The 24822-nt window shown below is 67.1% G+C and carries 23 protein-coding genes; 13 read left to right on the forward strand and 10 right to left on the reverse strand.

The window, feature by feature from the left end:
• The first annotated feature begins 47 nt into the window (after nucleotides 1-47).
• A complete protein-coding gene (dnaE, locus tag O5O53_RS06860; protein WP_269510310.1) occupies nucleotides 48-3608 on the forward strand; it encodes a DNA polymerase III subunit alpha in 3561 nt (1186 codons plus the stop codon).
• A 73-nt stretch (nucleotides 3609-3681) separates the two neighbouring features.
• Here dnaE and O5O53_RS06865 read toward each other — a convergent pair whose 3' ends face one another.
• From O5O53_RS06865 to O5O53_RS06875, 3 genes are all read right to left on the reverse strand, one after another.
• Nucleotides 3682-4188, reverse strand: coding sequence for a hypothetical protein (locus O5O53_RS06865; protein WP_269510313.1), 507 nt, complete (start codon nucleotides 4186-4188; stop codon nucleotides 3682-3684).
• 36 nt (nucleotides 4189-4224) lie between these two features.
• Nucleotides 4225-4782: a hypothetical protein gene (locus O5O53_RS06870; protein ID WP_269510316.1), complete on the reverse strand. Its 558-nt coding sequence runs from the start codon at nucleotides 4780-4782 to the stop codon at nucleotides 4225-4227.
• Nucleotides 4783-4936: 154 nt separating this feature from the next.
• Nucleotides 4937-6787 carry a choice-of-anchor I family protein gene (locus O5O53_RS06875; RefSeq protein ID WP_269510319.1) on the reverse strand — a complete coding sequence of 617 codons (1851 nt, stop codon included), beginning with the start codon at nucleotides 6785-6787 and terminating at the stop codon, nucleotides 4937-4939.
• Nucleotides 6788-6913: 126 nt separating this feature from the next.
• Between O5O53_RS06875 and ilvA the strand changes: the two genes are divergently transcribed.
• Genes ilvA through O5O53_RS06895 form a run of 4 tightly spaced genes read left to right on the forward strand, consistent with a single transcriptional unit; the run spans nucleotide 6914 to nucleotide 9495 of the window.
• Nucleotides 6914-8215 (forward strand): threonine ammonia-lyase IlvA, encoded by a 1302-nt coding sequence (ilvA, locus tag O5O53_RS06880; protein ID WP_269510322.1) that lies wholly within the window; start codon nucleotides 6914-6916, stop codon nucleotides 8213-8215.
• A complete protein-coding gene (locus O5O53_RS06885) occupies nucleotides 8216-8857 on the forward strand; it encodes an IMPACT family protein (RefSeq protein ID WP_269510325.1) in 642 nt (213 codons plus the stop codon).
• Between the two features lie 19 nt (nucleotides 8858-8876).
• Entirely contained in the window at nucleotides 8877-9110 is a 234-nt protein-coding gene (locus O5O53_RS06890) for a hypothetical protein (RefSeq protein WP_181888708.1), read from the forward strand.
• Nucleotides 9111-9126: 16 nt separating this feature from the next.
• On the forward strand, nucleotides 9127-9495 hold the full coding sequence (locus O5O53_RS06895; protein WP_181889609.1) for an RNA-binding S4 domain-containing protein: 369 nt from the start codon (nucleotides 9127-9129) through the stop codon (nucleotides 9493-9495).
• Between the two features lies 1 nt (nucleotide 9496).
• Here O5O53_RS06895 and O5O53_RS06900 read toward each other — a convergent pair whose 3' ends face one another.
• Genes O5O53_RS06900 through O5O53_RS06925 form a run of 6 tightly spaced genes read right to left on the reverse strand, consistent with a single transcriptional unit; the run spans nucleotide 9497 to nucleotide 17698 of the window.
• The gene (locus O5O53_RS06900) at nucleotides 9497-10534 is read right to left on the reverse strand and encodes a GTP pyrophosphokinase (protein ID WP_269510328.1); all 1038 of its coding nucleotides are present in this window, start codon (nucleotides 10532-10534) and stop codon (nucleotides 9497-9499) included.
• Nucleotides 10535-10548: 14 nt separating this feature from the next.
• On the reverse strand, nucleotides 10549-12924 hold the full coding sequence (treY, locus tag O5O53_RS06905; protein ID WP_269510535.1) for a malto-oligosyltrehalose synthase: 2376 nt from the start codon (nucleotides 12922-12924) through the stop codon (nucleotides 10549-10551).
• Nucleotides 12925-12934: 10 nt separating this feature from the next.
• Nucleotides 12935-13516: a hypothetical protein gene (locus O5O53_RS06910; RefSeq protein ID WP_269510331.1), complete on the reverse strand. Its 582-nt coding sequence runs from the start codon at nucleotides 13514-13516 to the stop codon at nucleotides 12935-12937.
• A 54-nt stretch (nucleotides 13517-13570) separates the two neighbouring features.
• Nucleotides 13571-14959 (reverse strand): exonuclease domain-containing protein, encoded by a 1389-nt coding sequence (locus tag O5O53_RS06915; RefSeq protein WP_269510333.1) that lies wholly within the window; start codon nucleotides 14957-14959, stop codon nucleotides 13571-13573.
• Entirely contained in the window at nucleotides 14959-17127 is a 2169-nt protein-coding gene (gene glgX, locus O5O53_RS06920) for a glycogen debranching protein GlgX (RefSeq protein WP_269510336.1), read from the reverse strand. The genes O5O53_RS06915 and glgX overlap by 1 nt, the downstream gene beginning before the upstream one ends.
• Nucleotides 17120-17698 carry a TetR family transcriptional regulator gene (locus O5O53_RS06925; RefSeq protein ID WP_269510339.1) on the reverse strand — a complete coding sequence of 193 codons (579 nt, stop codon included), beginning with the start codon at nucleotides 17696-17698 and terminating at the stop codon, nucleotides 17120-17122. Before O5O53_RS06925 ends, glgX begins: the two co-directional genes overlap by 8 nt.
• A 268-nt stretch (nucleotides 17699-17966) precedes the next feature.
• On the opposite strand from O5O53_RS06925, the gene O5O53_RS06930 reads away from it, so the two are divergent.
• Nucleotides 17967-18674, forward strand: coding sequence for a nuclear transport factor 2 family protein (locus O5O53_RS06930; RefSeq protein ID WP_269510341.1), 708 nt, complete (start codon nucleotides 17967-17969; stop codon nucleotides 18672-18674).
• A gap of 53 nt (nucleotides 18675-18727) precedes the next feature.
• A complete protein-coding gene (locus tag O5O53_RS06935) occupies nucleotides 18728-19183 on the forward strand; it encodes a hypothetical protein (protein ID WP_269510344.1) in 456 nt (151 codons plus the stop codon).
• Here the strand turns inward: O5O53_RS06935 and O5O53_RS06940 are convergent, their stop codons facing one another.
• A complete protein-coding gene (locus O5O53_RS06940) occupies nucleotides 19184-20230 on the reverse strand; it encodes a YbjN domain-containing protein (RefSeq protein WP_269510347.1) in 1047 nt (348 codons plus the stop codon). It lies immediately after the preceding gene.
• Nucleotides 20231-20331: 101 nt separating this feature from the next.
• Here O5O53_RS06940 and O5O53_RS06945 point away from each other — a divergent pair, with 101 nt between their 5' ends.
• The 6 genes from O5O53_RS06945 to O5O53_RS06970 are packed head-to-tail and all read left to right on the forward strand — an operon-like array spanning nucleotide 20332 to nucleotide 24822.
• Nucleotides 20332-20511 carry a CG2302 family histidine operon protein gene (locus O5O53_RS06945; protein ID WP_269510350.1) on the forward strand — a complete coding sequence of 60 codons (180 nt, stop codon included), beginning with the start codon at nucleotides 20332-20334 and terminating at the stop codon, nucleotides 20509-20511.
• Between the two features lies 1 nt (nucleotide 20512).
• Entirely contained in the window at nucleotides 20513-21811 is a 1299-nt protein-coding gene (locus tag O5O53_RS06950; protein WP_269510353.1) for an MFS transporter, read from the forward strand.
• 27 nt (nucleotides 21812-21838) lie between these two features.
• A complete protein-coding gene (locus tag O5O53_RS06955) occupies nucleotides 21839-22468 on the forward strand; it encodes a type 1 glutamine amidotransferase family protein (protein ID WP_269510357.1) in 630 nt (209 codons plus the stop codon).
• A gap of 4 nt (nucleotides 22469-22472) precedes the next feature.
• Nucleotides 22473-23276 (forward strand): inositol monophosphatase family protein, encoded by an 804-nt coding sequence (locus O5O53_RS06960; protein WP_239306878.1) that lies wholly within the window; start codon nucleotides 22473-22475, stop codon nucleotides 23274-23276.
• 3 nt (nucleotides 23277-23279) lie between these two features.
• Nucleotides 23280-23960, forward strand: a complete 681-nt coding sequence (locus tag O5O53_RS06965) for a TIGR02234 family membrane protein (protein ID WP_269510360.1) — start codon at nucleotides 23280-23282, stop codon at nucleotides 23958-23960.
• A gap of 43 nt (nucleotides 23961-24003) precedes the next feature.
• On the forward strand, nucleotides 24004-24822 hold the full coding sequence (locus O5O53_RS06970) for an indole-3-glycerol phosphate synthase TrpC (protein ID WP_269510363.1): 819 nt from the start codon (nucleotides 24004-24006) through the stop codon (nucleotides 24820-24822).

The following is a 24822-nucleotide window of genomic DNA, read 5'->3' on the forward strand; positions in this document are numbered from 1 at the left end:
TTTCGAGGGGATTCGCGCGTGTCGGCGCGCCGTCTAAGATGAGCCGCATGGCCAAAAAATCCTCCTTCGTGCACCTGCATAACCACACCGAATTTTCCATGCTGGACGGCATGGCGAAGGTGGACATGCTCGCCGACGAAGTGGTGCGCCAGGGCATGCCCGCGGTGGGCATGACCGACCACGGCAACATGTTCGGCTCGAACGCGTTTTACCGCCGCATGGTGGATGCCGGGGTCAAGCCGATCATCGGCATCGAGGCGTACATGGCACCTGAGTCCCGCTTCAACAAGAAGCGCGTGCTGTGGGGCACCCCGGACCAGAAGCGTGACGACGTTTCCGCGTCCGGCGCGTACCTGCACCAGACGATGCTGGCGGAAAACGCCACGGGTCTGCGCAACCTGTTCAAGCTGTCGTCCTTGGCTTCCTACGAGGGGCAGCTGGGTAAGTGGCCGCGCATGGACGCGGAGCTGATCGCCGAGCACGCGGACGGCATCATCGCCACCACGGGCTGCCCGTCGGGCGACGTGCAGACGCGCCTGCGCCTGGGCCAATACGACGCCGCGTTGGAGGCTGCGGCGATGTGGCAGGACATCTACGGCAAGGACAACTACTTCCTGGAGCTGATGGACCACGGCCTGCACATCGAGCGGCGCGTGCGCGAGGACCTGCTGCGCATCGGCCAGGCGCTGGATCTGCCGCCGCTGGTGACCAACGACTGCCACTACGTGCTCGAGTCCCAGGCGCCGGCGCACGAGGCGATGCTGTGTGTGCAGACCGGTAAGACGCTGCTTGACCCGGACCGCTTCAAGTTCGACGGCACCGGCTACTACATCAAGTCCGCGGAGCAGATGCGCGAGCTGTGGGATTCCACGGTGCCGGGCGGCTGCGACAACACCCTGTGGATCGCGGAGCGCGTCGGCGACTACGGCGAGCTGTGGGAGGAGCACCCGCACGACCGTATGCCGATCGCGGACGTGCCGGAGGGCCACACGCCGACCACGTGGCTGCGCGAGGAAGTCCAGCGCGGGCTGGAGGATCGCTTCGACGGGGGAGAGGTGCCGGAGGAATACCTCACGCGCGCGAGCTACGAGATCGACGTCATCGACATGAAGGGCTACCCGTCCTACTTCCTCATCGTGGCGGAGCTGATCAAGCACGCCCGCGAGATCGGCATCCGCGTCGGACCGGGCCGTGGTTCCGCGGCAGGTTCCCTGGTTGCGTACGCGCTGACGATCACCAACATCGACCCGATGGAGCACGGCCTGCTCTTCGAGCGATTCTTGAACCCGGAGCGCCCGTCCGCGCCGGATATCGATATCGACTTCGACGACCGCCGCCGCGGCGAGATGATCACCTACGCCGCCGAGCGCTGGGGCGAGGACAAGATCGCCCAGGTGATCACCTTCGGCACGGTGAAGACGAAGCAGGCGATCAAGGACTCGGCGAAGGTGAACTTCGGCCAGCCCGGCTTCCAGATGGCGGACCGCATCAACGGCGCGCTGCCGCCGGCGATCATGGCGAAGGACATTCCGCTGTCCGGCATCACCGACCCGGAGCACGAGCGCTACACCGAAGCCGCGGAGGTCCGCTCGCTGATTGAGACGGATCCGGACGTGGCCAAGATTTATGAGACGGCGCGCGGTCTCGAGGGCGTGGTGCGCCAGGCGGGTGTGCACGCGTGCGCGGTGATTATGGCGTCGGTGCCGCTGATGGAACACATCCCGATGTGGAAGCGCCCGGCCGACGGGGCGATCATCACCGGCTGGGACTACCCGGCGTGCGAGGCCATCGGCCTGCTGAAGATGGACTTCCTGGGGCTGCGCAACCTCACCGTGCTCGGCGACGCGCTGGAGAACGTGAAGAAAAACCGCGGCGAAACCATCGACCTCGAGGCGTTGGACACCGACGACCAGGCAGTCTACGAGCTGCTTTCACGCGGCGAGACCCTGGGCGTGTTCCAGCTGGATTCCGGCGGCATGCAGGAGCTGCTCAAACGCATGAAGCCGACCGGCTTCAACGATATTGTCGCGTCGCTGGCGTTGTACCGCCCGGGCCCGATGGGTGTGAACGCCCACTGGGATTACGCGGACCGCAAAAACGGGCGCAAGCCGATCACGCCGATCCACCCGGAGCTGGAAGAGCCGCTCAAGGAGATCCTGGACGAAACCTACGGCCTGATCGTCTACCAAGAGCAGATCATGAACATCTCGCAGAAGGTGGCGAACTACACGGCCGGCCAAGCAGACGGCTTCCGCAAGGCCATGGGTAAGAAGAAGCCGGAGGTGCTTGCGAAGCAGTACGAGACGTTTTCCGCCGGCATGTTCTCCAACGGCTACTCCAAGGAGGCCGTGGACGCGCTGTGGGGCACCATCGAGCCGTTCGCGTCGTACGCGTTCAACAAGTCCCACGCCGCAGGTTATGCGCTGGTGTCCTACTGGACGGCCTACATGAAGGCGAACTACGCCGCTGAGTACATGGCTGCGCTTTTGACCTCCGTGGGCGACAAGAAGGACAAGTCCGCGATCTACCTGTCGGATTGCCGTCACCTGGGCATTAGCGTGCTGCAGCCGGACATCAATGAGTCCGAAGAGAACTTCATGGCTGTCGGCGACGACATCCGCTACGGGCTTGCCGCCGTGCGCAACGTCGGCGTGGAAGTGGTGGAGTCCATCAAGAAGACCAGAAAGGAAAAAGGAGCGTTCACCAGCTTCTCCGACTACCTGGACAAGATCGAGCTGGCGGCCTGCAACAAGCGCATCACAGAATCGCTGATCAAGGCCGGCGCGTTCGACTCGTTGGAGCACCCGCGCAAGGGGCTCATGCTGATCCAGGAAGACGCCGTCGATTCCGTCCTTGCCACGAAGAAAGCGGCGGACAAGGGGCAGTTCGACCTCTTCGCCGGTTTTGGCGGGGAAGACGGCGCCGACAATTCCGCGTTCACCATCGAGGTGCCTGACGACGAATGGGACCGAAAGCACAAGCTCGCACTGGAGCGCGAGATGCTCGGCCTGTACGTCTCTGGCCACCCGCTCGACGGCTTCGAGGAGGCCATCGACGCGCAGACGGATACCCAGCTGACCACCATCCTCTCCGGCGAAATGCGCAACGGGGCGGAGGTGACCATCGGCGGGCTGATCTCCTCCGTGGACCGCCGCTTCTCTAAGAAGGACGGCTCGCCGTGGGCCATCGTGACCATTGAGGACCACCACGGTGCCCAGGTAGATATCCTGCTATTTAACAAGGTGTACGCACTGGTTGCGCCGCAGATTGTGGAGGACAACATCATCCTGGTCAAGGCGCACGTGTCCATCCGCGACGACCGCATGAGCCTGTTCGGCGACGACGTGAAGGTGCCCGAGCTCGGCCCCGGCAACGGTGCGGGCCTGCCGCTGCGCCTGACCATGCGCACGGACCAGTGCACGGCGGAAAACATCGCGAAGCTCAAGGGCGTGCTGGTGAACAACGCCGGCGACTCCGACGTCTACCTGAATCTGGTCAACGGCGAGCACAGCCAACTGATGATTCTGGGCGACCACCTGCGCGTGAACCGCTCTGCCAGCTTGATGGGCGATTTGAAGGCGACACTGGGAGCCGGGATCTTGGGCTAGCACCTGGTGCTAGGCAAACGGAAAGCCCGTCCGGTGTAAAACCGGGCGGGCTTCGCGTTTGTGCTACAGGCTCTTAGTTCTTGCCCGTCAGCTGCTTGAGGTTCTCCTTCAGGCCCGGGACAGCGCCCACAACCACCATCAGGGAGCTGATCGCCGCTGCGAGTGCAGTGACCCAGAGCGAAATTTTCTTGATAACTTCGAGCGCCTGCTCCTCGTAGGAGGACGGCTGCAGCCATGCCGGCGGGGTGTAGGTCGGCGTCGTGGTATTGGTCAGGACGTTGGTTCCGGTCGGCTCGGTGGTAGCCGTCGTGGTGGCCGGCGTAGTGGTAGTAGCCGGGGTAGTGGCAGTGCCGGACGGCTCAACCACTGCCGGAGTCTTCTTGGTGGGGGCCGGCTCGTTGGTCGTAGTGGGCGCCGTGGTAGTCATCTTGGAATCCTGCGTAGCCGTGGTGGACGGCTCGGCAGTGGTGGACGTGGTCGTCGTCGAAGTATCAGCTTCGGCGGCGGCTGCGGCACCCGCGAGGGAGCCGGCTGCGATTGCGGTTGCCGCGAAAGACGCGGCTACGAAACGGGACTTCATTGATTGACCTTCCTCAGGCGAAAGAGAGCGGATTGGCTAGAAGGGGAGGTTCGGGAGCTGGAAGTTGGGCAGCTCAACCTTCGGGGTGTGCAGGTGCGGCAGACCCAGACCGAACTGAGCGTTGACCATGTCGATGATCTTGTTCGCGCCACGCGGGTCGGAGAACACGATCAGGGAGGTGGTCAGCACAGCACCGAGGGTGCCGGAGAAGATGCCGACCAGGGTGCCCTGGGAGGAGCCGGAGCTCTTCTGCTGGTTCTGCTGCGGCTTCGTGGTGGTAGTCGTCGGCTGAGACGGCTGGGTGGTTGCCGGGGTGGTGGTCTCAGACGGCTGGGACGGCTGGGACGGCTGGGTGGTAGCCGGCGTGGTGGTCTCGGTAGCCGGGGGGGTGGTCGTCGGCTGAGACGGCTGGGTGGTTGCCGGAGTGGTGGTCTCAGACGGCTGGGACGGAGTGGTGGTTGCAGCCGGAGTGGTGGTGGTTGCAGCCGGAGTGGTGGTGGTTGCAGCTGCGGTGTTCTCCTGAGCCATAGCCGGGACGGTGGCCAGGGACAGGGCGGTAGCGGCAGCCACGGCTGCGGTGGAAATACGCTTCATATGTTCTCTAATTCTCCTCGTAGAAGATCCAAAACAGTCGATGTGGGCGCTGTGCCCGACATGACACCCCGATGAACCTAGCAGGTTTATCGTTAAAAATGTAGTGAAGCGGCGGCGTTAATTTCATGGACAACAGTCGGCCGCCGCTTCGGATTTACTTGGCAAACATCGAGTTCACAACGTTGCCCAGTGCGCCGAGTGCGCCCATGACAAGGGCCACGGCAGCAAGTGCGATGGCAATCACACCGCCCTTGGAAAGGGTGCTGCCGGCGCCGTCGTTGCCCGGCTGTGCGGGCTCGGCGGGTGCCTCAATGAGGGAGTCCACCTGGAACACGGTGGTGGTGCCGGAGACCTCGTTGCCCACGATGAGAAGGTTCTCGCCGTTCGGGGAATCCTTCGCCGGGACGAAGGTGAGGCCCTCGGCGCCCAAGTCGCCGACCTTCTCCAGACCGGCCTTCACGGCGTCGTCGCCCTCGTCGGCAAGCTCTTCCATGTTGATGGAGAAGTCCCGGTTGTTGATGTAGGCGGTGTAGGCCGGCTTCGCCGGATCGGTGATGTCGTAGACCATCACGCCGCCGAGGCGTTCGAAGCCGATGAAGGCGTAGGTGCGGCCGTTGATCTCGCCGAGCGTGACGCCCTCCGGCTCTGGGCCCTTGTCATCGGAGCGGGACTCGAACTCGTTTTCCGTGTGGTTGGTGTTGAAGTATTCCGGCAGAAGCTTCGCGGTGAGCTCCTCGAACTCGGCGCCGGAGTCGAACACGCGCGTGCCGTCGGCGGTGAAGATGGAGAAGCTGCGGCCACCGTAGGTGTAGAGGTCCTCGTAGCAGTTCTTCTCCTCATTCAGGCCGAATGCGGTGGTGATCTTCAGCCGGCCCGCGTTCTCGTCGGCCTGGAACTCTTCGATTTCGTCGGCGGTCATGCCCGCGTAGCCCTCGCAGATCGGGGCCAGCTTCTTGCCGCCCAGCTTCTTGATGCGCTCTTCCTCGGAGTAGGCCTCCCAGTCGCGCGCGTCGCCCTCGTTGACCGTGACCAGGTAGGTGGTGCCGTCGACCTCGTAGGCGGCGATGGAGTCCGGCTGCAGGATGCCCTTGACCGGCGCGGTGCGGATGTTGATCTTGCCGTCCTTGTCGGAGATGTCCATCGGCACCTCGCGGCGGTCGGTGTAGCCCAGCGGCCACACATCTTCGACGGTGGCAGACGCGATGTCCACCACGGCGACGGCGTTGTTCTCCTGCAGTGTCACGTACGCCTTGCCGCCTGCGACGGCGATGTACTCCGGCTCGAGGTTCTGCGCCTCCGTGGTGGAGGCGCCCACCTGGCCGTAGATGTGCACGCCCTTGTCCGCCAGGGTGCCCTCGAAGGCGCGGAAGTCTGCGGTGCGCACGTCGGCCTGCGTTGCGGCCTCAACAGAAGCAGGAAGCTTTACGACGGATACGCTGCCCTCCGGATCAACCGAGTAATCCTCAGCGGGCTCGCCCTCGTTCGCCACCAGCGCGTAGTCGCCCTCCGGGGTGATGGTCACCATGTCCGGCAGGGCACCGACGCCCACGCGGCCGAGCACGGTGCCGAGCTCGTCGGCGCCGGCGTCGAAGAAGATCAGCTCACCGGCGTCGGTTTTGTTCTCTGGCTCGACGGCGGCGACCGCGAGGCCGTCGTTACGCACTGCGACGGAGTTGATGGTGGTGTTCTCGCCGCCGGAGACCTCGCCGACCTTGGTGGGCTTGGCGGGGTCTGCCGCGTCGAGGACGTCGATCTTGCCGGACAGCGCGTTGACGGTGAGGATGCGCTTGGAGTTGGCGTGGAAGGCGACGATTTCGGCGGCGGACTCATCAAACGCGCCCGCACCGTAGGAACCCAGCACCGAGATGTCGGCGGTTGCGCCGTCGGCAAGATCCTTCACCGGCTCCGCAACAACGGCGGCGGTTGCCGGGGAGACAAGGCCGAGAGTAAGTGCAGTAGCGCACGCGGCGGCGAGGCCGGTGCGGGACATACGGTTTCCAGACATGGGTGGACCTTTCGGGGATGCTGCAAAAATGAGTACGCGTTCTTGTGCACAGCCTGAAGGTGGGCACGAAGTTACGGCGAGGTGAAGGGGGAGTGAACGAGCGGGGCAGTTGTAGACTCGCTAACCATGCGCACAGCCACACCGAACACGTCCGACTCCGCCTTCGAGGAAGTCCACGCAGCCGATATCCGGTTCGCGCAGGGCCGGATCTCATCGGTGATTTCGCCGACCCCGTTGCAGTACTGCCCGCGTCTGTCGGAACAGTACGGCGTGGAGGTCTACCTCAAGCGCGAGGACCTGCAGGACGTGCGTTCCTACAAGATCCGCGGCGCCTACTACGGCATCTCCCGGCTGGGCGAAGAGGCCCGCGCCGCCGGTGTCGTGGCGGCGTCCGCAGGCAACCACGCCCAGGGCGTGGCCTACGCCTGCCGCGCGATGGGCATCCAAGGCAAGATCTTCGTGCCCAAGCCCACCCCGAAGCAGAAGCGCGACCGTATCCGCGTCCACGGCGGCGACGCCATCGAGCTTGTGGTCACGGGCAACACGTTCGACGAGGCCGCGCAGGCCGCCCGCGAGGACGCCGCGGCACGCGGGGCAACAGTGATTGAGCCGTTCGATTCCCGCGACACCGTCGTCGGCCAGGGCACCGTCGCAGCCGAGATCGTGGCGCAGCTGGCCAGCCTGGGCAAAGAGTTAGACACCGTGCTGGTGCCGGTGGGCGGCGGCGGGCTTATCTCCGGCGTGCTGTCCTACCTGGCGGATATGTCCCCGGCGACAAAGGTGGTCGGGGTCGAGCCGAAGGGCGCGGCGTCGTTAGGCGCAGCGCGCGAGGCCGGCGAGCCCGTCACCTTGGAGGCCATCGACCCGTTCGTCGACGGTGCCGCCGTCAAGCGCATCGGCGAGATCCCGTGGCAGGTCTTCAACGCGCACCGCGACGCCACCGAGCTCTACACCGCGGACGAGGGTGCCGTGTGCACGGAGATGCTCGGGCTGTACCAAAACGAAGGCATCATCGCCGAGCCCGCCGGCGCGCTGTCCGTGGCCGGCCTGGGGCTGGGGGAGCTGGCGCCCGGCTCGACCGTGGTGTGCATCATCTCCGGCGGCAACAACGACGTGCTGCGCTACGCCGAGGTAATGGAACGCTCCCTGGTGCACCGGGGGCTGCGCCACTACTTCCTGGTCAACTTCCCGCAGGAGGCCGGCCAGCTGCGCCACTTCCTCAACGACATTCTGGGCGAGGAAGACGACATTGTGTTGTTCGAGTACCTGAAAAAGAACAACCGAGAAACCGGCGCCGCGCTCGTGGGCATCGAGCTCGCCCACGTCGAGGACTTAGGCCCGCTGCTTGAGCGCATGGAGGATTCACCGATCGGTTGCCGCCGCCTGGAGCCGGGCACACCGGAGTACGACTACATCGTGGCGGGCTAGATGGAGCAGTCGTACGTACGCCCCGCAGACGAGCTGGTCACTCACGAGTTCGAGGTCAAGCGCTCCCGCTTCATCGGCTGGGTCGCCCGCGCGACCACTGAAGAAGAAGCGCGTGCGGTGATCGCCGCCGCGCGCGAGGAGTACCCGGACGCGCGCCATCACTGCTCCGCGTTCATCGTGCACCAAGACGGCGCGCAGCCCATCGAGCGCTCCTCCGACGACGGCGAGCCCTCCGGCACCGCCGGCAAACCCATGTTGGAGGTGCTCAAAGGCTCCGGCATGCAAGACGCGGTGGCGGTTGCGATCCGCTATTTCGGTGGCATCAAGCTCGGCACCGGCGGGCTTGTCAGCGCCTACACCGCATCCGTGGCCGACACGCTCGAGCAGGTCACCCGCGTCACGCGCGAGGTCCGCGAGCTGGGCACCGTGGACTTCCCGCACGCCGAAGCCGGCCGCATCGAATCCGAGCTGCGCACCGCGGGCATCGACGTCGTGGACGTGGAATACGGACGCGCCGCCGCCTACACCCTGGCGTTCGCGCCGGGGGAGCGCGAGCGTGTGGACGCGCTGCTCGCCGCCGTCACCCACGGCGGCGCCGAGATGAAAGAGGCCGGCTACCGCTGGGTCGAACGCGGCGCGTAAGGCGCTACACTTAGAGCCCATGACGATGCAGCCGCGCCCCAATGACCCGATCGCACAGCGCAAGGCCGCCGTGCGCCAGTACTCCCGCAACGCCGTCCTGTGGGCCGGCGGCGGCGTGGCCGGAGGCATCGCGTTCGGCCTGATCTTCAGCTCCTGGACCTTCCTTTTCCTCGGCCTCGTCGTGGCTGTCGCCGGCGGGTTCACCAACTGGAACAAGGTCCAGCGGATCGTCAACCACAAGGACCAGTACTAGCTTGACCCAGCCAACCATGGCGGCGGTGCGCATCGATGCCTGGCTGTGGGCAGTGCGCATCTTCAAAACCCGCAGCCAAGCCGCGGACGCGGTGCGCGCCGGACACGTGAAAATCGACGGCAAGGCCGTCAAGCCCGCCCAGCAGGTCGTGCCGGGGGAGACGGTGCGGGTGTGGAAGGACCACCGCGAGTACATCCTCGAGGTCGCCGCGACGGTGAGCAAGCGCGTCGGCGCGCCGGTCGCCCGCTCCTGCTACATCGACCACTCGCCGCCGCCCCCGCCGCGCGAGCTGTTCGCCGCCCCGCCGGTGCGCGACCGCGGCACCGGCAGGCCGACGAAGAAGGAGCGCCGCGAGATCGACCGGCTGATGGGTCGGCGCAGCTGACCTACTCGCCGCGCAGCAGACCCAAGCGGCTGGTCAGGCGCTTGCGCCGCACCTGCGGGCGGTTGCCTGCGTCCCAGGTGCGCTCGATGTGCTCGGTGCCGTAGCGGTTGAGCAGCAGGTCGTCGACAATGCGCACCTGGCCCGGCACGAAGGGGTAGGACAGCGAGTTCGAGATCGCCTCGATGTCCGCCGGGTTGGTCAGCTCCGCGACGTCGGAGACGTGCTCCATGCCGTGGGCGCGCAGAAGTTCGGTGCAGAAGCGGTAGTCGCCGGCGCGCGAAAGCGGGAACTGGTTGCCCAGCAGGACGGTGAGGATGCCCGGCAAGGTCTCGGGCGAAATCTCCGCGTCCACTTCGGTGTTGATCTTGTCGGCCGGGTCCTCCGGGTTCGCCAGCGCGGCGATTTGGTCGAACTGCTGGTCCGCCAGTTCGATCAGGCCCGCCGCCAGGGTGAAGGCGCGGTCCACCTGCGGGTCCAGGTCCTTGGTGGCGCGCTTGTAACGGATGTCGTGCTCGAACTCCGCCCAGGCGTGCTGCAGCACGGTGCGGATCTGCACCTCGAAGACTTGGCCGACGTACTCTTCCAGCCCTTCGGACTGCTTCTGCACCCGCACGATCATGTGGTGCGAGCCGTAGCCGAAGCCGCCGGCCACGCGCGTTTCTTCGGCCTTGTCCACGCTTCGCAGCACCTCGAACTGGTCCGCGAGCAGCCGCTGCACCGCCGGGATTTCGGTGGAGTGCAGCACCGTGATGCGCGCGCCGATGATGTCTTTGATGTCGTGCCACGGGTCGGGGTAGACCATCTCGCCGTCGTCGCGCGTCTTGCGCGCCTTTTCTTTCAGCGAGGTCCAAGACTTCACGCGCGCGTCTACGCGGTCGAAGTTGATGCCGGCGTCGCGCATGAGTTCGTGCAGCGCGTGCCGAAACGTCGTCGCGGCGTCCTCGTGTTCGCGCATCCAGGCAAAGTAGGTCGACCCGAGGCGGGCGATGGTGTCGTCCATCGCCTTGTTCCGGGGCTTCGCGGGCTTTGCTGTGCTCATAACGGCGGGTTAGCTTACATGGTCAGAAGCACCGCGGGCAGTTCGGCGCACAGCTGCGCCATTTCCACCGTGCCGGAGTATTCCCGCCCGGTCAGCCGGTCCGTCCAGGTGCCCTCGGGCAGTGAGAGGGTGGTGCCGCGCCAGCCGCCGGCGCGCTCTAAGGCGAGTGGGGTGCGGGTGGCTACGGCGATGACCTGCGGTGCGTCGTCAAGTGTGCGCACCATGCCCACCGCATGCTCGCGCGCGGGACCGGCGGCGAAGATCGCGCGGTAGCCGCCTTCGAGGAAGAGCTGCGGGCGCTCGCGTCGCAGGTGCATGGCGGCGCGCACAATGCGCTGCTTATCGACGTCCTCCGGTGCCCCCTCACCAGCACGAAGCGCCTGGTAGTTGACAAAGCGGCGGTTGTCGGGGTCCACCAGCGAGAAGTCCAAAAACTCGGTGCCCTGATAGGTGTCCGGGATGCCCGGTCCGATTAGTTGCAGCAGTTTCCTGCCGAGGGAGACCGCCACGCCGCCGCGGTCGAGGTCGCGGGCGAAGTCCGCGACGAGGCGCGTAGCGGGGCCATGCGTGAGGTGCGCAATCCACTCGGTCACTTGTGCCTCGTAGTCATGGTCGTTGTCGTACCAGCTCGTCAGCGTGTCCGCCTCACGCACAGCTTTGACTGCGTACGACTGCAGGCGCTGGGTGAATGCTTCGTCCGCGCGGCCGTCACGCGGCCACGCGCCCAGCACGTTGTGCAACAGAAACAGGCCAGTGGCGGTGTCAGGCGGCGGGGTGAGCGCGAACACGTCGTCGACGAGCTGGCTGAATTCGCCCGGCACCTCAGAGATCTCGATCATGCGGGCGCGGGTGTCTTCGCTGCGTTTCGTGTCGTGCGTGGTCAGCGTTGTCATGGTGCGCGGCCATAACCTGCTGCGCTCCTCCTGCAGTAGGTGGAACTCGGCCTGGCTCACCCCGGCACGCCCCGGCGCGCCGCCGACTTCCTGTAGCGCCACCAGGCGGCACGCGCGGTAGAACAGGGTGTCCTCCACGCCCTTGGCCATCACCGCGCCGCAGACCTGGGCGAAGCGGTGGGCCGCCTCGCCGTGCGCGGCCAAGGCAGCCGCAACAAGGTCGAGCGCCGCCGCGTCAAACCCGATTGGGCTCTGGGCCAATTCCGCAATCAGCGTCGCGGTCACTCTCGATAGCGAACGGTAGTCAGCGCGGTAGACGGGCATGCCGGCAACCAGTTCCACAAGCACCTCGGTGAGCGCCGTGTCGCTGACCTGGGAGCCTGCGGAAGAGAGGCTGTCGTGGCGCACCGCGCGGGCGAGCCTGCGGATCTCCGCAGCGAGCTCGTCTTCCGCAACGCGCGCTTTGAGCATCCACTCGGCCTTTTCCACAGCGTGCGCGTCCCAAGTGGTGCCGCTGAAGCGCAACGCCACCGCACCCAGCGCGGTGGCGGCGTCGGTGTTGACAAACGCGCCGTCGAATTCGCGCAAGGCATCGTAGCCGGTGGTTCCGTCGACGTTCAGGCGCGGGTCCAGGGGCTCGTCCACGGCGAGGATTTTCTCCACGATCAGCCAGGTTTCCTGGCCGATGAGTTCGCGCAACCGGGTGAGGTAGCCGAACGGGTCGGTTAAACCGTCGGGGTGGTCGACGCGGACGCCGTCGATAAGCCCTTCGCCCACAAGTTCCTTAAGGCAGGCGTGGGTGGCGTTGAAGGCGTCCTCGTCCTCCTGGCGCACGCCGGCCAGCCCGTTGATGGTAAAGAAGCGGCGGTAGGTGATGATGCCGTCGCGCCAGAATTTGAGCCGGTAGTGCTGGCGCTCGTGCACGGCAGCTGGGTCGTCGGAAAGCCCCGCGTAGCTGCCGGGCGCGAGCGGGAAGACGTGGTCGTAGTAGGTGAGCACGTCTTCGCCGTCGATGTGTTCCAGCTTCAGCGCGTCCGTGTCGCCGGGCGCGCCGAGGACCGGCAGCGCGATCTTGCCGCCCGCGCCGTTGTCCGCGGCCCAGTCGATGTCGAAGAAGCGCGCGAAATCTGAAGTCTGGCCATGCTTCAGCACGTCCCACCACCACCGGTTGCGCCGTGGCACTTCCACGCCGAGGTGGTTGGGCACGATGTCCACCACCAGACCCAGCCCGGCGTCGTGGGCGGCGCGGGCGAGCAGGCGCAGCCCGTCAATGCCGCCGAGCTCCGGGTTGACCACGGTCGGGTCGATCACGTCGTAGTTGTGGTTGGACTCCGGCGCGGAGGCGAAGATCGGGGAGAGGTAGAGGTGCGAGACTCCGAGCTCGGCCAGGTAGGGCACGAGCTCGGCGGCCTGGGCGAAGCCGAACTCGCGGCCGTGAGGGTCCGCGTGCGGGCCGCGCAGCTGCAGGCGGTACGTGGAGGTGATCGGGCGCTTCACGCCCCACACCCTAGCGGGATTGGTCATCGAACAGCAGAGGAAAGCCCACGGAGTAGGTCATAACGTCCGCGCCGGGCAGGCACCGCGCCACTTCGTCGGCGTGAGCGTCGAAGACGAACAGTTCGCGCCCGTCGCGGGTGGCGTAGACAAGCCCGGTCTCCGGGCGCAGCACGGCCTCGAAGTGGCGGTGCAGCAGGGTAAACGGCTGCGGGTGGGCAAGCCACCAGGCGGCGGGGCATCCGTGGCCGTCCACCTCGAAGCCACGCGGCAGTTCCTCGCAGTCCAGCGCGGCGCTGGGGCAGCGCACTAGAAACTCCACGCCGTTGTCGCGCTGCGCGCGCGAGACCAGCTGGGCCGCCGCGGCCTTCCACAGCTGGTGGGCGCTCATACCCGCGGCGCCGACCTCCTGGTGCGTCAGCCCGGTGGCGGTGGGAGAGTCGAACACGCACACCAGGCCGGGCGACAAGCTGATAAATGCGGTGGAGGCGCCGAAACCGGCGGCGATGCACGCGCGGGTTTCCGCGCTGTCCACTCGCGCTAGCCGCAGGGTGATCGCCGCGGCGGGCGCGGGTGCTGGTTGAAGAAGCTGCATGGCTACTTAGACGCAGCCGCACCCGCCCCGGTTCCCTCGAGGCCGATATTTTTTTTAAAACGGCGGCTTTTCGTCCAGCCCCAGCGCCTCAAGCAGCTGGTCGGCCTGCCAGATCTGGATGTCCTGGCCCTTTTCCATCAGCTCGCGGGCGCGCTTTTCCTTCGAGGTCACCGTCGCCCATTCGCCGACCACCAGCACGGTGGTCTTCTTGGTCACGTTCTTGCCCACCTGCGCGCCCTGCTCGGCAATCTTCTGCCACAGCTCGCCCTTGTCGTGCGGCTCGAACTCGCCGGTCAGCGTGACGTTTTCGCCGTAGAGCGGCGCGTTCGGGTCCGCGCCGGCGTTCGGCTCCGGCACAGTGTCCGGGGTGGCCACGGACTGCCAGGGCCGCTGGGGGCCTTTGCTTTGCGACGGCTTCGCCGGACCCGCCTGATTCGACCCCTGCGGCGCAGCCGATGCTGCCACGGCCGCGGACACGCCGCCCTGGGCCGCCTTTTCCGCCTGCATCGCGCGGCCCGCGCCGGAGCGGTCGCGCAGCACCGGGGTCACGCGGGCGGCGTCGATGGAGCCGAGCGTGAAGCCGGAATCGTGCACGAAGCTCATCAGGCTGCCGGTGTGGCCGGCCTGGCGCGCCAGGCCCACCATCACGCCCGCGCAGGCTGCAGCGTCCTCGCAGGCGTCGTGGTGGTTGTCCAGCGTGATGCCGAAGTGCTCCGCCAGGGTGGGCAGGCGGTGGTTGGCCACGTCCAGCTTGGTGGCGCGCGCCTGGGCGAGCGTGCAGGCGAACAGCATCTGCGGCACCTCGACGTCGGAGGCCTGGCAGGCGTCGCGTAGCGCGGAGGCGTCGAACTGGGCGTTGTGCGCCACCAGAGGCAGATCGCCGACGAACTCGGCCATCTTCGGGATGCAGTCGCACACGTCCGGCGCGTCGGCGACGTCCTGCTCGGTGATGCCGTGGATGGCCACGTTGCCCTGTTCGAACTGCGCGAGAGACGCGGGCGGCTTGCACAGCCACGAGGCGCGGTCCACCTCCTCGCCGTCAACGATCTTCACCAAACCGATCTGGCAAATCGAGCCCCAGCGACGGTTCGCGGTCTCCACGTCGAAGCCGACGAAGGAAAAGCCAGGGATGCCGGCGCCGCCGGCCATGGTGCCGGTGGCGGGAGCGTTGCCGTGCCGTGCGTCGTCGAGAAGCTTGCAAAGCTCGGCGGGGCCCTCCTCGTCGCCGGGGGCGAACCAGACGGCCACAGTGCCGCCGGCAGTGTCGATGTCCACGCGCGGGCGGGTCCACGCGTCGCCCGCGACGGAGGTGGTGCCCGCGATGTCGGCGATGGCCACCTCGCGGGAGTTGCTGCCGCCGCGCAACGAGGCCGCGAGTGCGGTGGGAGTGAGGGTCAGTGCCTCGTTGGTCACGGTCAACGTTGCGCCGTGCGCGGTGATCATTACTGGCTGGCCTCCGAATTTCCTTCGCCTGCGGGTGGTTGGGTGCGGCGCAGCACCACGGTGGAACGCTGGCCCACGGTCACAGCCGCGCCGGGCTGGACCGGCTCCGCGTTCTCGCGCACTCCGAGCGGTTCTGTGGTGTCCACGACAACCTCCCACTCGTCGCCGAACTCGGCGCCCGGCACCGTGAAGTCGATGTCTTCGTAGTGGGCGTTGAACATCAGCAGGAAGGAATCGTCCACCACGCGCTGTCCGCGCGCATCCGGCTCGGCGATGGCTTCGCCGTCCAAGAACACCATCAGAGCACGACCGAACGGGGTATTCCAATCGTCCTGCGTCATCAACGTGCACTCAGGCGTGAGCCACGCGATCTCGCGGCCGTGCTCTTCGTCTCCCAACGCGCCGCCGGCGAGGAAGCGGCGGCGGCGGAACACCGGGTGCTCGCGGCGCAGCTCGATCAACCGCCGGGTGAAGTCGTGCAGGTCGGCCGCTTCTTCCAGCTTGGACCAGTCCATCCAGGCGATCTCGTTGTCCTGGCAGTAGACGTTGTTGTTGCCGCCCTGGGTGCGAGCGATCTCGTCGCCGTGGGCGAGCATCGGGGTGCCCTGGGACAACAGCAGTGTGGTGAGGAAGTTGCGGCGCTGGCGTGCCCGCAGCTCGAGCACCTCCGGGTCGTCCGTGTCACCTTCCGCGCCGCAGTTCCAGGAACGGTTGTGGCTTTCGCCGTCGCGGTTGTCCTCGCCGTTGGCCTCGTTGTGCTTGTCGTTGTAGCTGACCAGGTCGTTGAGGGTGAACCCGTCGTGGGCGGTGATGAAGTTGATCGAGGCGGTGGGGCGGCGGCCGTTGTGCTGGTACAAATCCGACGAGCCGGTCAGCCGCGAAGCGAACTCGCCGAGCGTGGAGTCCTCGCCGCGCCAGAAGTCGCGCATGGTGTCGCGGTACTTGCCGTTCCACTCGCTCCACAGTGCGGGGAAGTTGCCCACCTGGTAGCCGCCTTCGCCCACGTCCCACGGCTCGGCGATGAGCTTGACCTGGCTGACCACAGGGTCCTGCTGCACCAGGTCGAAGAAGGTGGCCAGCCGGTCCACGTCGGAAAACTCGCGGGCCAGGGTGGAGGCGAGGTCGAAGCGGAACCCGTCCACGTGCATGTCCGTGACCCAGTAGCGCAGCGAATCCATGATCAGCTGCAGCGAGTGCGGGTAGCGCACGTTGAAGGAGTTTCCGGTGCCGGTGTAGTCCATGTAGTGGAACTTGTCCTCGTCCACCAGCCGGTAGTACGCCTCGTTGTCGATGCCGCGGAACGCGATGGTGGGCCCCATGTGGTTGCCCTCGGCGGTGTGGTTGTACACCACATCCAGGATGACCTCGATGCCCGCCTCGTGGTACGTGCGCACCATCTGCTTGAACTCGGCGACCGCGTCGCCCGGGGCGGTGGAGGAGGCGTAGTTGTTCTCCGGGGCGAAAAACCCGAACGTGTTGTAGCCCCAGTAGTTGCGCAGGCCTAGGTCCCTGAGGCGGTCGTCCTGCAGGAACTGGTGCACCGGCAACAGCTCAATCGCGGTGACGCCCAGGTCTTTGAGGTAGTCCACCATCACCGGGTGCGCCATGCCGGCATAGGTTCCGCGCAGGTCCTCCGGGATGCCGGGGTGGGTCTGCGTCATGCCCTTGACGTGGCACTCGTAGATGACGGATTCGCCCTCGGGGATCTTCGGCGCGCGGTCGTCGCCCCAGTCGAAGAACGGGTTGATCACCACGGACAGCATCGTGTGGCCCAGCGAGTCCTCCTCGTTGCGGCCCGTGCCCGGCTCGTCCGCGTGCACGTCGTAGGAAAACAGCGAGGAGTGCTGGTCGAACTCGCCGTCGAAGGCGCGCGCATACGGGTCCACCAGCAGCTTGTTCGGGTCGCAGCGCTTACCGTTATGCGGGTCCCACGGCCCGTGTACGCGGTAGCCGTAACGCTGGCCCGGGCTCACGCCGGGCAGGTAGGCGTGCCAGACGTGGTTGTCCACTTCCTCCAGCGGGATGCGGGTCTCCGCCCCGTCGTCGTCGATGAGGCACAGCTCCACCTTCTCCGCGACACCGGAGAACAGCGCAAAGTTCGTGCCTGCGCCGTCGAACGTGGAGCCCAGGGGGTAGGAGGAACCGGGCCAGACGATGGTCTCATTCATGGGGCCACAGCTTAGTGCCCGCTGAGGCACTTTGCTTTAGGCCGTCGAGCAGGAAGGCCACCGCCGCGGCGTGCTCGTCCGCGCCGTCCGACTCCTCGTCCGCCCCGGTCGCCTGCGCCAGCTGCGCGGCGGCTTGCTGCACCGCCGCGTCGCCTAGGGTCAGCCGCAGCAACCCGCGGGCTGCGACGCGCACATCGCTTGTCGACGCAGCTTCGCCCAGCCACGCCCTCACCGACGCCGCGAACCTGGTTTCCAACTCTTTTTGCACTTGCGAGCCGGGCTGGCTGACCGCCGCGACCACGACCTCCGCGCCGTCGCGGGTGGAAAGGAGCGCTTCGCGCAGCTCGCCGCTTAAGCGTGCGGGGTCCGGCAGGGGGCCGTCGAAAAGCTCCTGCACAATCTCTTCCGCCATGGAGGCGATGAGTTCCTGCTTGTTCGCGATGTGCCAGTACAGTGCGCCGGGCACGACCGAAAGTGAGGTGGCCACTCGGCGCATGGACACGTCCGCGAGCCCGTACTCGGCGAGGATTGCCAACGCCGCGCCGGTGATGCGCTCACGGGTTAACTGCATTCCTCCAACATAGACGCGTGACGTCTTCGAGTGACCAAAAAGGCTTTACGCGGACTCACAGAAACCCTCCAGAATGCTTGTATAGATGTCCAACGGGAGCGACAGTGAGTAGTTGGTACTATTTCTGACAGGTCTTCACCGCGACTGCATTGTTGATACCGAAAAACGAAGAAGGAAACAGTCGCTGGTGCCAACCCGTGCCGAATTACCGGGCGGGTCCGACAACGAGAGGTACAGGTATACCGTGAAGTTGCAAACGAAGAAGAGCATGGCAGTAACGACGGCGGCGCTCGCCCTCGTGCTCCCGCTCGCCGCGTGCGGGTCCGACGACGAAGGCACCTCCGGCGGCCTTTCCACCGCCGCCGAGGCACCTGAGGCGTCCGCCGCGAACTCTTCCACGGAAGCCTCTGCGGAAAAATCCGAGAAGTCTGAAAAGTCCGAGGAGAAGACGGAAAAGACTTCGAAGAGCTCCGAGAAGGAAAAGAAGAAGGAAAGCAAGGACGACAAGAAGAAGTCCGACCAGGCGCAGGACGGCGAGGAGCAGCCGCCGACACTGGCCAACCCGTTTGAAAACGGCATGCCGGAAAACACCAACGAGCCGCTGGCCAACGGTAAGGAGGGCAGCGAGGACGACCGCCGGGAGATGGAAGACACCGCCCGTGCCGTGCTTAACCCGGGCTCGTTCGCGGACTGGACCCCGACCATCTTGGAAAACTCCTGCAAGGCCGTGACCGAGCCGATGCTGGAGGAGCTTGAGCGCCAGGGCATGAGCCTGGAGCAGGTGCAGGAAGCCAGCCGACTTGCCGAGGAGCAGGGCCAGGGCATCGACCTGCCGGAGACCGAGGTCAGCCTGGACGATGTGCGTATCGACGGCGACCGCGCGTCCGCAAGCCTGACCGCGAAGAGCGACCAGGGTGAGGAAACCTCGACCATGATCTTCCAGAAGGAAGACGGCCGCTGGAAGCTGTGCAACTAATCCGTAGATCCGCACTGAGCGCCGGAGCTGGGCTCCTGGCGCTCGGTTGCGTTTTGGGCATCCTCGGCGGCGGGGTGTGGGCGCTGGTGCGCCCGGCCTACATCGGCGTGGTCGAAGGCGGCGGGCTGCGCGTTGACCAGGCGGAAAGCCCCGTCAACGCCGAGTTCGCGGGCTTCGGCTCGTTCGCTTTGCTGACCACCTTGGCCGGTGTTGTCGTGGCGGCAGTCGCGCTGATCGCCGCGAAGCGCGGGAAAGTCCGCGGGTCGGTGGCGTGGCTGCTTTGGGCCGGCATCGTCAGCGCTGTAGCCGCGGTCGCGCTCTACATCTTCGGCGGCTGGTTCGTGGGGCTTGTGCACCCCCTCCCGTCGCCCGATGCGCTTTCGGACGGCGACACGCTGACCATGGTGCCGCCCGTGCGCCCAGGTGCTGCCTGGGCGGCGGGCCCGTTCGCGGCAGTGCTGGTGTACTGGACCGCCAACCTTTTGGCCTACGCCAAAGAAGAGCGCTAGCTAGCGCCTGCCCGGCCAATCCACCACGGAATGGCCAGCCGTCTGCTGGCTGACGTGGTCGATGGCAGCAAGGCACGCCGCCATCGCCGAAACGACAAACTCGCCGACCTGCTCCGGCGCTGCGCCTTCCGCCACGAGCATGGTTGATTCGGCGTGCATGTGGGCGGCGCCGTCGAACTCGTGCAGGTACGCGGCGGTGGCGCAGGTGCGCTCGTTGACGTCGTTGCACACCAGCCACAGCGGCAAGAACGCGTCCAGCGCGTCGCGGCCGGTGTCCCACATGCCAGTCACGCGGGCGTAGCGCGGCCCCGGTTCGCCGTCGATGGTCAGCGCGAACGCCACACCGTTGACACCGGTGGCGATCACGCCGTCCTCGCCGACGCCGTAGCGGAACTCCAACTCATCCAACGCGGCGGTGAGGTCGCTGATGTCCGCCGGCGCGATCACGCCGGCGGGCCCGTCCACGTCTTTGAAGAGCTCCGGTGCCGTGGACACCTCGCGACGTCCCCCGCGGGGCAGGTGACGCAGCGACGAGTGCCGCCCCAGCAGCACCTCCGTGTCCTGGGCACGCATGAGCTGCGGCGGCAGCGGCTGGTCCAGGCTCGCGTCCAAGAAGCGCTCGCGCAGCTGCCGGTAAAACGCGGCGGCGTGCTCGAGGGTGTCGGCGAGTTCGGCGGCCAGTTGATCGTCGCTAAGCCCATGCTTGATGTGCACGCCCCGGCGCATGCGCGCGCACAAATCCCCGGACTCCATGAGGCGGAAACTTGCCCACGGGCCCACCCGGTCGTGGTTCCACGTGTTGATGAAGCGGGCGAGTGCCGCAGAGTGCTCGAAGTCGGTGGGGATGCGCTCTGCGGTGTCGATGACCAGCGCCATCGGGCGGGCGTAGTCAATCCACAGCGCAACGGTGAAAGCGTGCGCGCCGATAACCAGGCGGTCGGGGCGCACCAGCGGATTGAAACCGAGGCCCTCCAATACGGCGGCGGCGCGCTCGAGTGTGACCTCGCCGGGGCGCTGGCGGCCCACCGGTGCAGCGTGCTTTCCCATACAGCGAGCATAACGCCCCGCCCGACGGCAGCGGCTGTGGATTTCGATGCAGCGTCTACAATGTCGGCGGAATCGACTCGGTTGTGAAGGAGGTCATTGCGGTGTCCGCTGTCGGGAATCCGATTTTGGTGGTGGTGCTCAGCCTTGTGGCGGGGATTCTCGTCGGCGGAGTGTGGTCCAGCTACCAACGCGGAGCACCGCGCGCGGTTACCGCCGTGTTAGCGCTTCTGGCTGTCATGGCCCTGCTCTTCGCAGCCCTCACGCTCCTGGAGGTGATGTGACATGGCATGGTCCAAACAGCCGCTGACCCGCGGCGAGGTTGAATCGCTGACCAACGTCTGGCGCGCCCGCGGCCTGATCCCCGTGCTCGTTGCCGTGGCCTCGGCCTTCGCGGCGTGGGCGCTGCTGCTGCCGGTGGTGCCCACCGCCGTGATCGACGCGGGCGAGCCGGCTTCTCTGGCAGGGCTGTCCACCGGCGTGTTCATGCTCGCCACCGTGATCACCCAGGTGTTCACCCCCAAAGCGCTGAAAACGTTCGGCTTCGGCTGGGTGCTGGCGGCCTCCTCGCTGCTGCTGGGCATCCCGGCGTTCGGTTACATGCTCGGCATGGACGCGGTACCGCTTCTGACCGTCAGCGCCATTCGCGGCGTCGGCTTCGGCGCGCTGTCCGTGGCGGAAGCCGCCATCATCGCCGAGCTCGTGCCGCTACGCCTGCTGGGCAGCGCCACCGGCATCTTCGGCATGGTCGTCGGCCTGGCGCAGATGGTGGCGCTGCCGTCCGGACTGGCGCTGGTGGACAAGATCGGCTACGACGCGGTGTACGTCATCGCCGCCTCCATCGGCGCGATCTCGCTGGTGGCCTGCCTGTCCATCCCTCCCATTCCGCCGGCGGATCCGGACGCGGAGACGCAGCAGAGCGTGCGCGTGCCCATGTGGCACCTCGCGCTGGTCCCGGCGCTCGGACTGATGTTTGTCACCACCGCCTACGGCGCAATCACGAACTTCCTGCCGGTGTCCATGCGTGAGCTTGACCCGGTCTCCGGCGCCGCGCTGGCGGGCGTGATGCTCGCAGTGCTCAACTTCGCAGCCATGGTGGCGCGCTACGTCGCCGGGCGGATCATGGACCGCCGCGGCTACCCGGGCAGCGTCATCATCCCGTGCCAGATCATCGCCGCCATCGGTGTCGCGCTGATGGCGATGATCCTGTCCATGGAGTTGCCGGCGTGGACGATGCTCATCGCCGCGCTGTTCTACGGCGCCGGCTTCGGCGGGGTGCAAAACGAGGCGCTGACGATGCTGTTCTACCGTCTGCCGCGCCACAAGACGTCGGAGGCCTCTGCGATCTGGAACATCGGCTTCGACGGCGGCACCGGCTTGGGCTCCACGTTCTACGGCATGCTCGTGGCGCAGATGGCGTTTGCCCCGGTGTTTGGCATCGCCTCTGCGGTGATCACCATCGGCCTTGCCATCACGCTGCTGGACCGCCAGCTGGGCCGCCACCGCGTGGTGGAGGTGAACAACCTGTCCGCGCGCCTGAAGTCGGTGCAGGTGCCGCGGCCCTACCCGCGCAAGCGCCAGTAGCTGGCGCGGGAGCTACACTACGCACCTATGAGCGAGACATCCTCCGGCCAACAAGCCGCGGCTGTGGCAGTGTTCGACCCGTTTGCGGGCGCGGACCCCGCCGTCGGCGCGCTGCGTGACGCGCTGCGGGCTGAGGGGGTTGACGCGGAGATCACGTCGGACCCGGCGAGCGCCGTCGCCGCCGACGGGCTGGTGGTGGCCGCCTCCGGCGACGCCGCCGAGGCGCTGCGGGTGCTGCGCAACACCCAGGTGGACCGCGTGGTGGGACAGCGCCTCGCCGGTTCGCGCCCCGTGCTTGTCGTCGGCGCCGCGATGGACGCGCTGTTCGAGCGCGCCGCGGACGGCGCGGCCGGGTTCGGGGAGTGGCCGGGAGGCGTCGTAAAGCTTGATGCTTCCGTCGAGCGCGCAGCAGTTGCGGCCGCGGACGGTTCGCAGATGCTCGACGGCGCGCAGGAATTCGTGTTCAACGCCGCGACCGGGGCACGCGATTTCGAGCTGAAAGAAGACGAGTTCATCGCCTATCCGAAGCTGAGCTGGGCGGGCGAAGTGCTGGCCGCGGTGGAAAACGGCCCGCTGTGGGCGGCGCGTTTCCACCCCGAAGCCTCCGGTGCGGCCGGCGCCGGCGTGCTGCGCAACTGGATCGCGCAGCTGGGGTAGCACGATGGCAGATGTGACGGAGCACCTCAAGGCCGCGGAGGCGGCGGTTGACGCCGCCCGCGAGATCTTCGTCAACGAGCTCGGCGCCGCACCCGCCCTGCACAAGGGCTCCGGCGACTTCGCCACCGCAGCGGACCTGGCGGTGGAAGAGCTGCTGCGCGACAAGCTCACCGGCGCCACCGGCATCGGCGTGTTCGGCGAGGAGCAAGGCGGAGAGCTGGACGAGCACGCCTGCTGGGTGGTGGACCCCATCGACGGGACGTCGAACTATTCCACCGGCAACCCCAACTGCGCGATCCTGGTCTCGCTGTTGGTGGAGCGGCAGCCTGTGGTGGCGGTGGTGGACGCGCCGCTGCTGGACATGCGGATGACGGCCATCGACGGTGAGCCGGTCCACCTCAACGGCGCCGCGCTGCCGCCGGTGAACGAGGCCGCGTCCGCGCCGCACGTCGGCGTCGGCTCCCTGTTCTCCCGCGACCGCAGGCGCATGCCGTCCAACCAGCGCCTGGATCTGGCAGGGGAGCTGACCCGGGCGCACCTGCGCCCGCGGATTTCCGGCTCGGTGGGCATCGACTTAGCGTTCGCCGCCCAAGGCATCTACCAGGCCGCGGTGAGTTTTTCGCCGCACGTGTGGGACAACTCCGCGGGCATCCTGCTGGCCCGCAGCGCAGGGGCCGTGGCCACCGCCGGCGACGGCACGCCGTGGGAGCCTGGCAAAGTCGGGGCGGTGGTGGGCACCGCCAAGGCCCACGCCGCGGTGATGGAGGCGGTCCGGAATGTACGAATTGATGCGGGCGAGGAGGACTAACGCATGACTACAGCCGCAAAACCCGACAAGAAGGCCGCCCGCAAAGGGGCTCTCGCGCTCGGTGTCGCGGGCGCGCTGAGCTGGATCAGCTCGCGGATGGCGTGGGTGCGCGCCGAGTTCGTCGACGACATCTCCGGCGGCGGCGAGGCAACCGTCAACGGCGCGGACTGGTCCACTGAGACCGGCGCGATTGCGGTGCTGCTGCTTGCCGGCATGGTCGCGGCATTTGCTTTGCGACGCCTCGGCCGCCGCGTCATCGGCGCCATCTGTACCGCGGCGTCCGTTGGCCTGGCGGTGCCGGCGGTGCGCTTGCTGCTCGGAGGGGCGGACCCGGAGCGTGTGCACGCGCTGCTGACCGCTGGCGCGGACGAGGCGCAGCAGGGCAATTCCGCGCCGGCGATCGCGCAGTGGGCGGACATCACCTCCGCCACCACGATTGTTGCCGGCCCCGGGTTGGCGCTCGCGGCCGCGCTGCTGGGCCTGGCTGGCGGGGTGCTGTTGGTCGCGCGGCCGGGCGAGGATTCGCCGCGGCAGAACAAGTACGAGAAGGAAACCGTGCGCCGGGAGAAGGTGCGCGAGGACTTGGAGGAGGACCCCCAGTCCGGCCGCGTGCTGTGGGACGCGATCAGCGCGGACATCGACCCGACTGATCCGGATTTCCGATCCTCTAAGGGCACCCGCTAGCCTTATCCCTGACAGGCCCACCCCTTGCAACTGGGAGGTAGCCATGCCGGCTCCGAGCACACTCGACGACGTTGTCGCTGGTGTGCTTCGCGACGTTGCCAAGCGTGAGGCCGCCATTTCCTTCAAAGAGATCAAAGCGCGCTCGCGCGATATGGCGCCGACCCGGGATGCCCGGGCGGCGCTTTTGCGTCATGGCTGCAGCGTGATCGTGGAGATCAAGCGCAACTCCCCGGTCTTCGGCCCCACCGGCGCCGGGCTTTCGAGCGTCGAGACGCTCGCCCAGAACATCGAAGCGGGCGGCGCCCACCTCATCGCGTGCCAGACGGAGCGTCTGCGTTTCGACGGTTCCCTGGCAGACATGGCCCAGGCCAGGGCAGCGGTGGAGCTGCCGATGGTGTGCCGCGACGTGATCGTGGACCCGTACCAGATCCATGAGGCCCGCTGCTACGGCGCCGACGCCATCCCGCTGCAGGTGGGCATCCTGGACCAGGCGCGCTTCGAGGCGCTGCTGGACCGCGCCGAGTCGCTCGGCATGGCCGCCGTGGCGGAGGTGCGCACCCCGGAGGAGGCGGACCGCGCGCTGCGCGCGGGCGTGTCCGTGGTGGCGGTGAACTCCTGGACCTTCGACACCAACAACTTGAACCGCAACGCGTTCGCCGAGATCGCGCCCGGGCTTCCCAGCGAGGTGATCAAGATCAGCCTGGGCGGCGTGGCCACCCCGCGCGATCTGATCAACGCCGCCTCCTGCGGCGCGGACGCGGTGCTTGCGGCGGAGGCCGTCATGGCGGCGGGTGATGTGCTCTCCGCGACGCGCTCGCTGGCCACCGCGGGCCAGCACCCCGCGTGCCCGTCGAGACGCTAG

Origin of the sequence: Corynebacterium faecium (assembly GCF_027257105.1) — a bacterium.
Taxonomy (GTDB): Bacteria; Actinomycetota; Actinomycetes; order Mycobacteriales; family Mycobacteriaceae; genus Corynebacterium; species Corynebacterium lehmanniae.

Bases quoted from the DNA above. Each gene is read 5' to 3' on its own strand.
- dnaE (WP_269510310.1), top strand. From the start codon at position 48: ATGGCCAAAAAATCCTCCTTCGTGCACCTGCATAACCACACCGAATTT.
- O5O53_RS06865 (WP_269510313.1), bottom strand. From the start codon at position 4,188: ATGAAGTCCCGTTTCGTAGCCGCGTCTTTCGCGGCAACCGCAATCGCA.
- O5O53_RS06870 (WP_269510316.1), bottom strand. From the start codon at position 4,782: ATGAAGCGTATTTCCACCGCAGCCGTGGCTGCCGCTACCGCCCTGTCC.
- O5O53_RS06875 (WP_269510319.1), bottom strand. From the start codon at position 6,787: ATGTCTGGAAACCGTATGTCCCGCACCGGCCTCGCCGCCGCGTGCGCT.
- ilvA (WP_269510322.1), top strand. From the start codon at position 6,914: ATGCGCACAGCCACACCGAACACGTCCGACTCCGCCTTCGAGGAAGTC.
- O5O53_RS06885 (WP_269510325.1), top strand. From the start codon at position 8,216: ATGGAGCAGTCGTACGTACGCCCCGCAGACGAGCTGGTCACTCACGAG.
- O5O53_RS06890 (WP_181888708.1), top strand. From the start codon at position 8,877: ATGACGATGCAGCCGCGCCCCAATGACCCGATCGCACAGCGCAAGGCC.
- O5O53_RS06895 (WP_181889609.1), top strand. From the start codon at position 9,127: ATGGCGGCGGTGCGCATCGATGCCTGGCTGTGGGCAGTGCGCATCTTC.
- O5O53_RS06900 (WP_269510328.1), bottom strand. From the start codon at position 10,534: ATGAGCACAGCAAAGCCCGCGAAGCCCCGGAACAAGGCGATGGACGAC.
- O5O53_RS06910 (WP_269510331.1), bottom strand. From the start codon at position 13,516: ATGCAGCTTCTTCAACCAGCACCCGCGCCCGCCGCGGCGATCACCCTG.
- O5O53_RS06915 (WP_269510333.1), bottom strand. From the start codon at position 14,959: ATGATCACCGCGCACGGCGCAACGTTGACCGTGACCAACGAGGCACTG.
- glgX (WP_269510336.1), bottom strand. From the start codon at position 17,127: ATGAATGAGACCATCGTCTGGCCCGGTTCCTCCTACCCCCTGGGCTCC.
- O5O53_RS06925 (WP_269510339.1), bottom strand. From the start codon at position 17,698: ATGCAGTTAACCCGTGAGCGCATCACCGGCGCGGCGTTGGCAATCCTC.
- O5O53_RS06930 (WP_269510341.1), top strand. From the start codon at position 17,967: ATGGCAGTAACGACGGCGGCGCTCGCCCTCGTGCTCCCGCTCGCCGCG.
- O5O53_RS06940 (WP_269510347.1), bottom strand. From the start codon at position 20,230: ATGGGAAAGCACGCTGCACCGGTGGGCCGCCAGCGCCCCGGCGAGGTC.
- O5O53_RS06950 (WP_269510353.1), top strand. From the start codon at position 20,513: ATGGCATGGTCCAAACAGCCGCTGACCCGCGGCGAGGTTGAATCGCTG.
- O5O53_RS06955 (WP_269510357.1), top strand. From the start codon at position 21,839: ATGAGCGAGACATCCTCCGGCCAACAAGCCGCGGCTGTGGCAGTGTTC.
- O5O53_RS06960 (WP_239306878.1), top strand. From the start codon at position 22,473: ATGGCAGATGTGACGGAGCACCTCAAGGCCGCGGAGGCGGCGGTTGAC.
- O5O53_RS06965 (WP_269510360.1), top strand. From the start codon at position 23,280: ATGACTACAGCCGCAAAACCCGACAAGAAGGCCGCCCGCAAAGGGGCT.
- O5O53_RS06970 (WP_269510363.1), top strand. From the start codon at position 24,004: ATGCCGGCTCCGAGCACACTCGACGACGTTGTCGCTGGTGTGCTTCGC.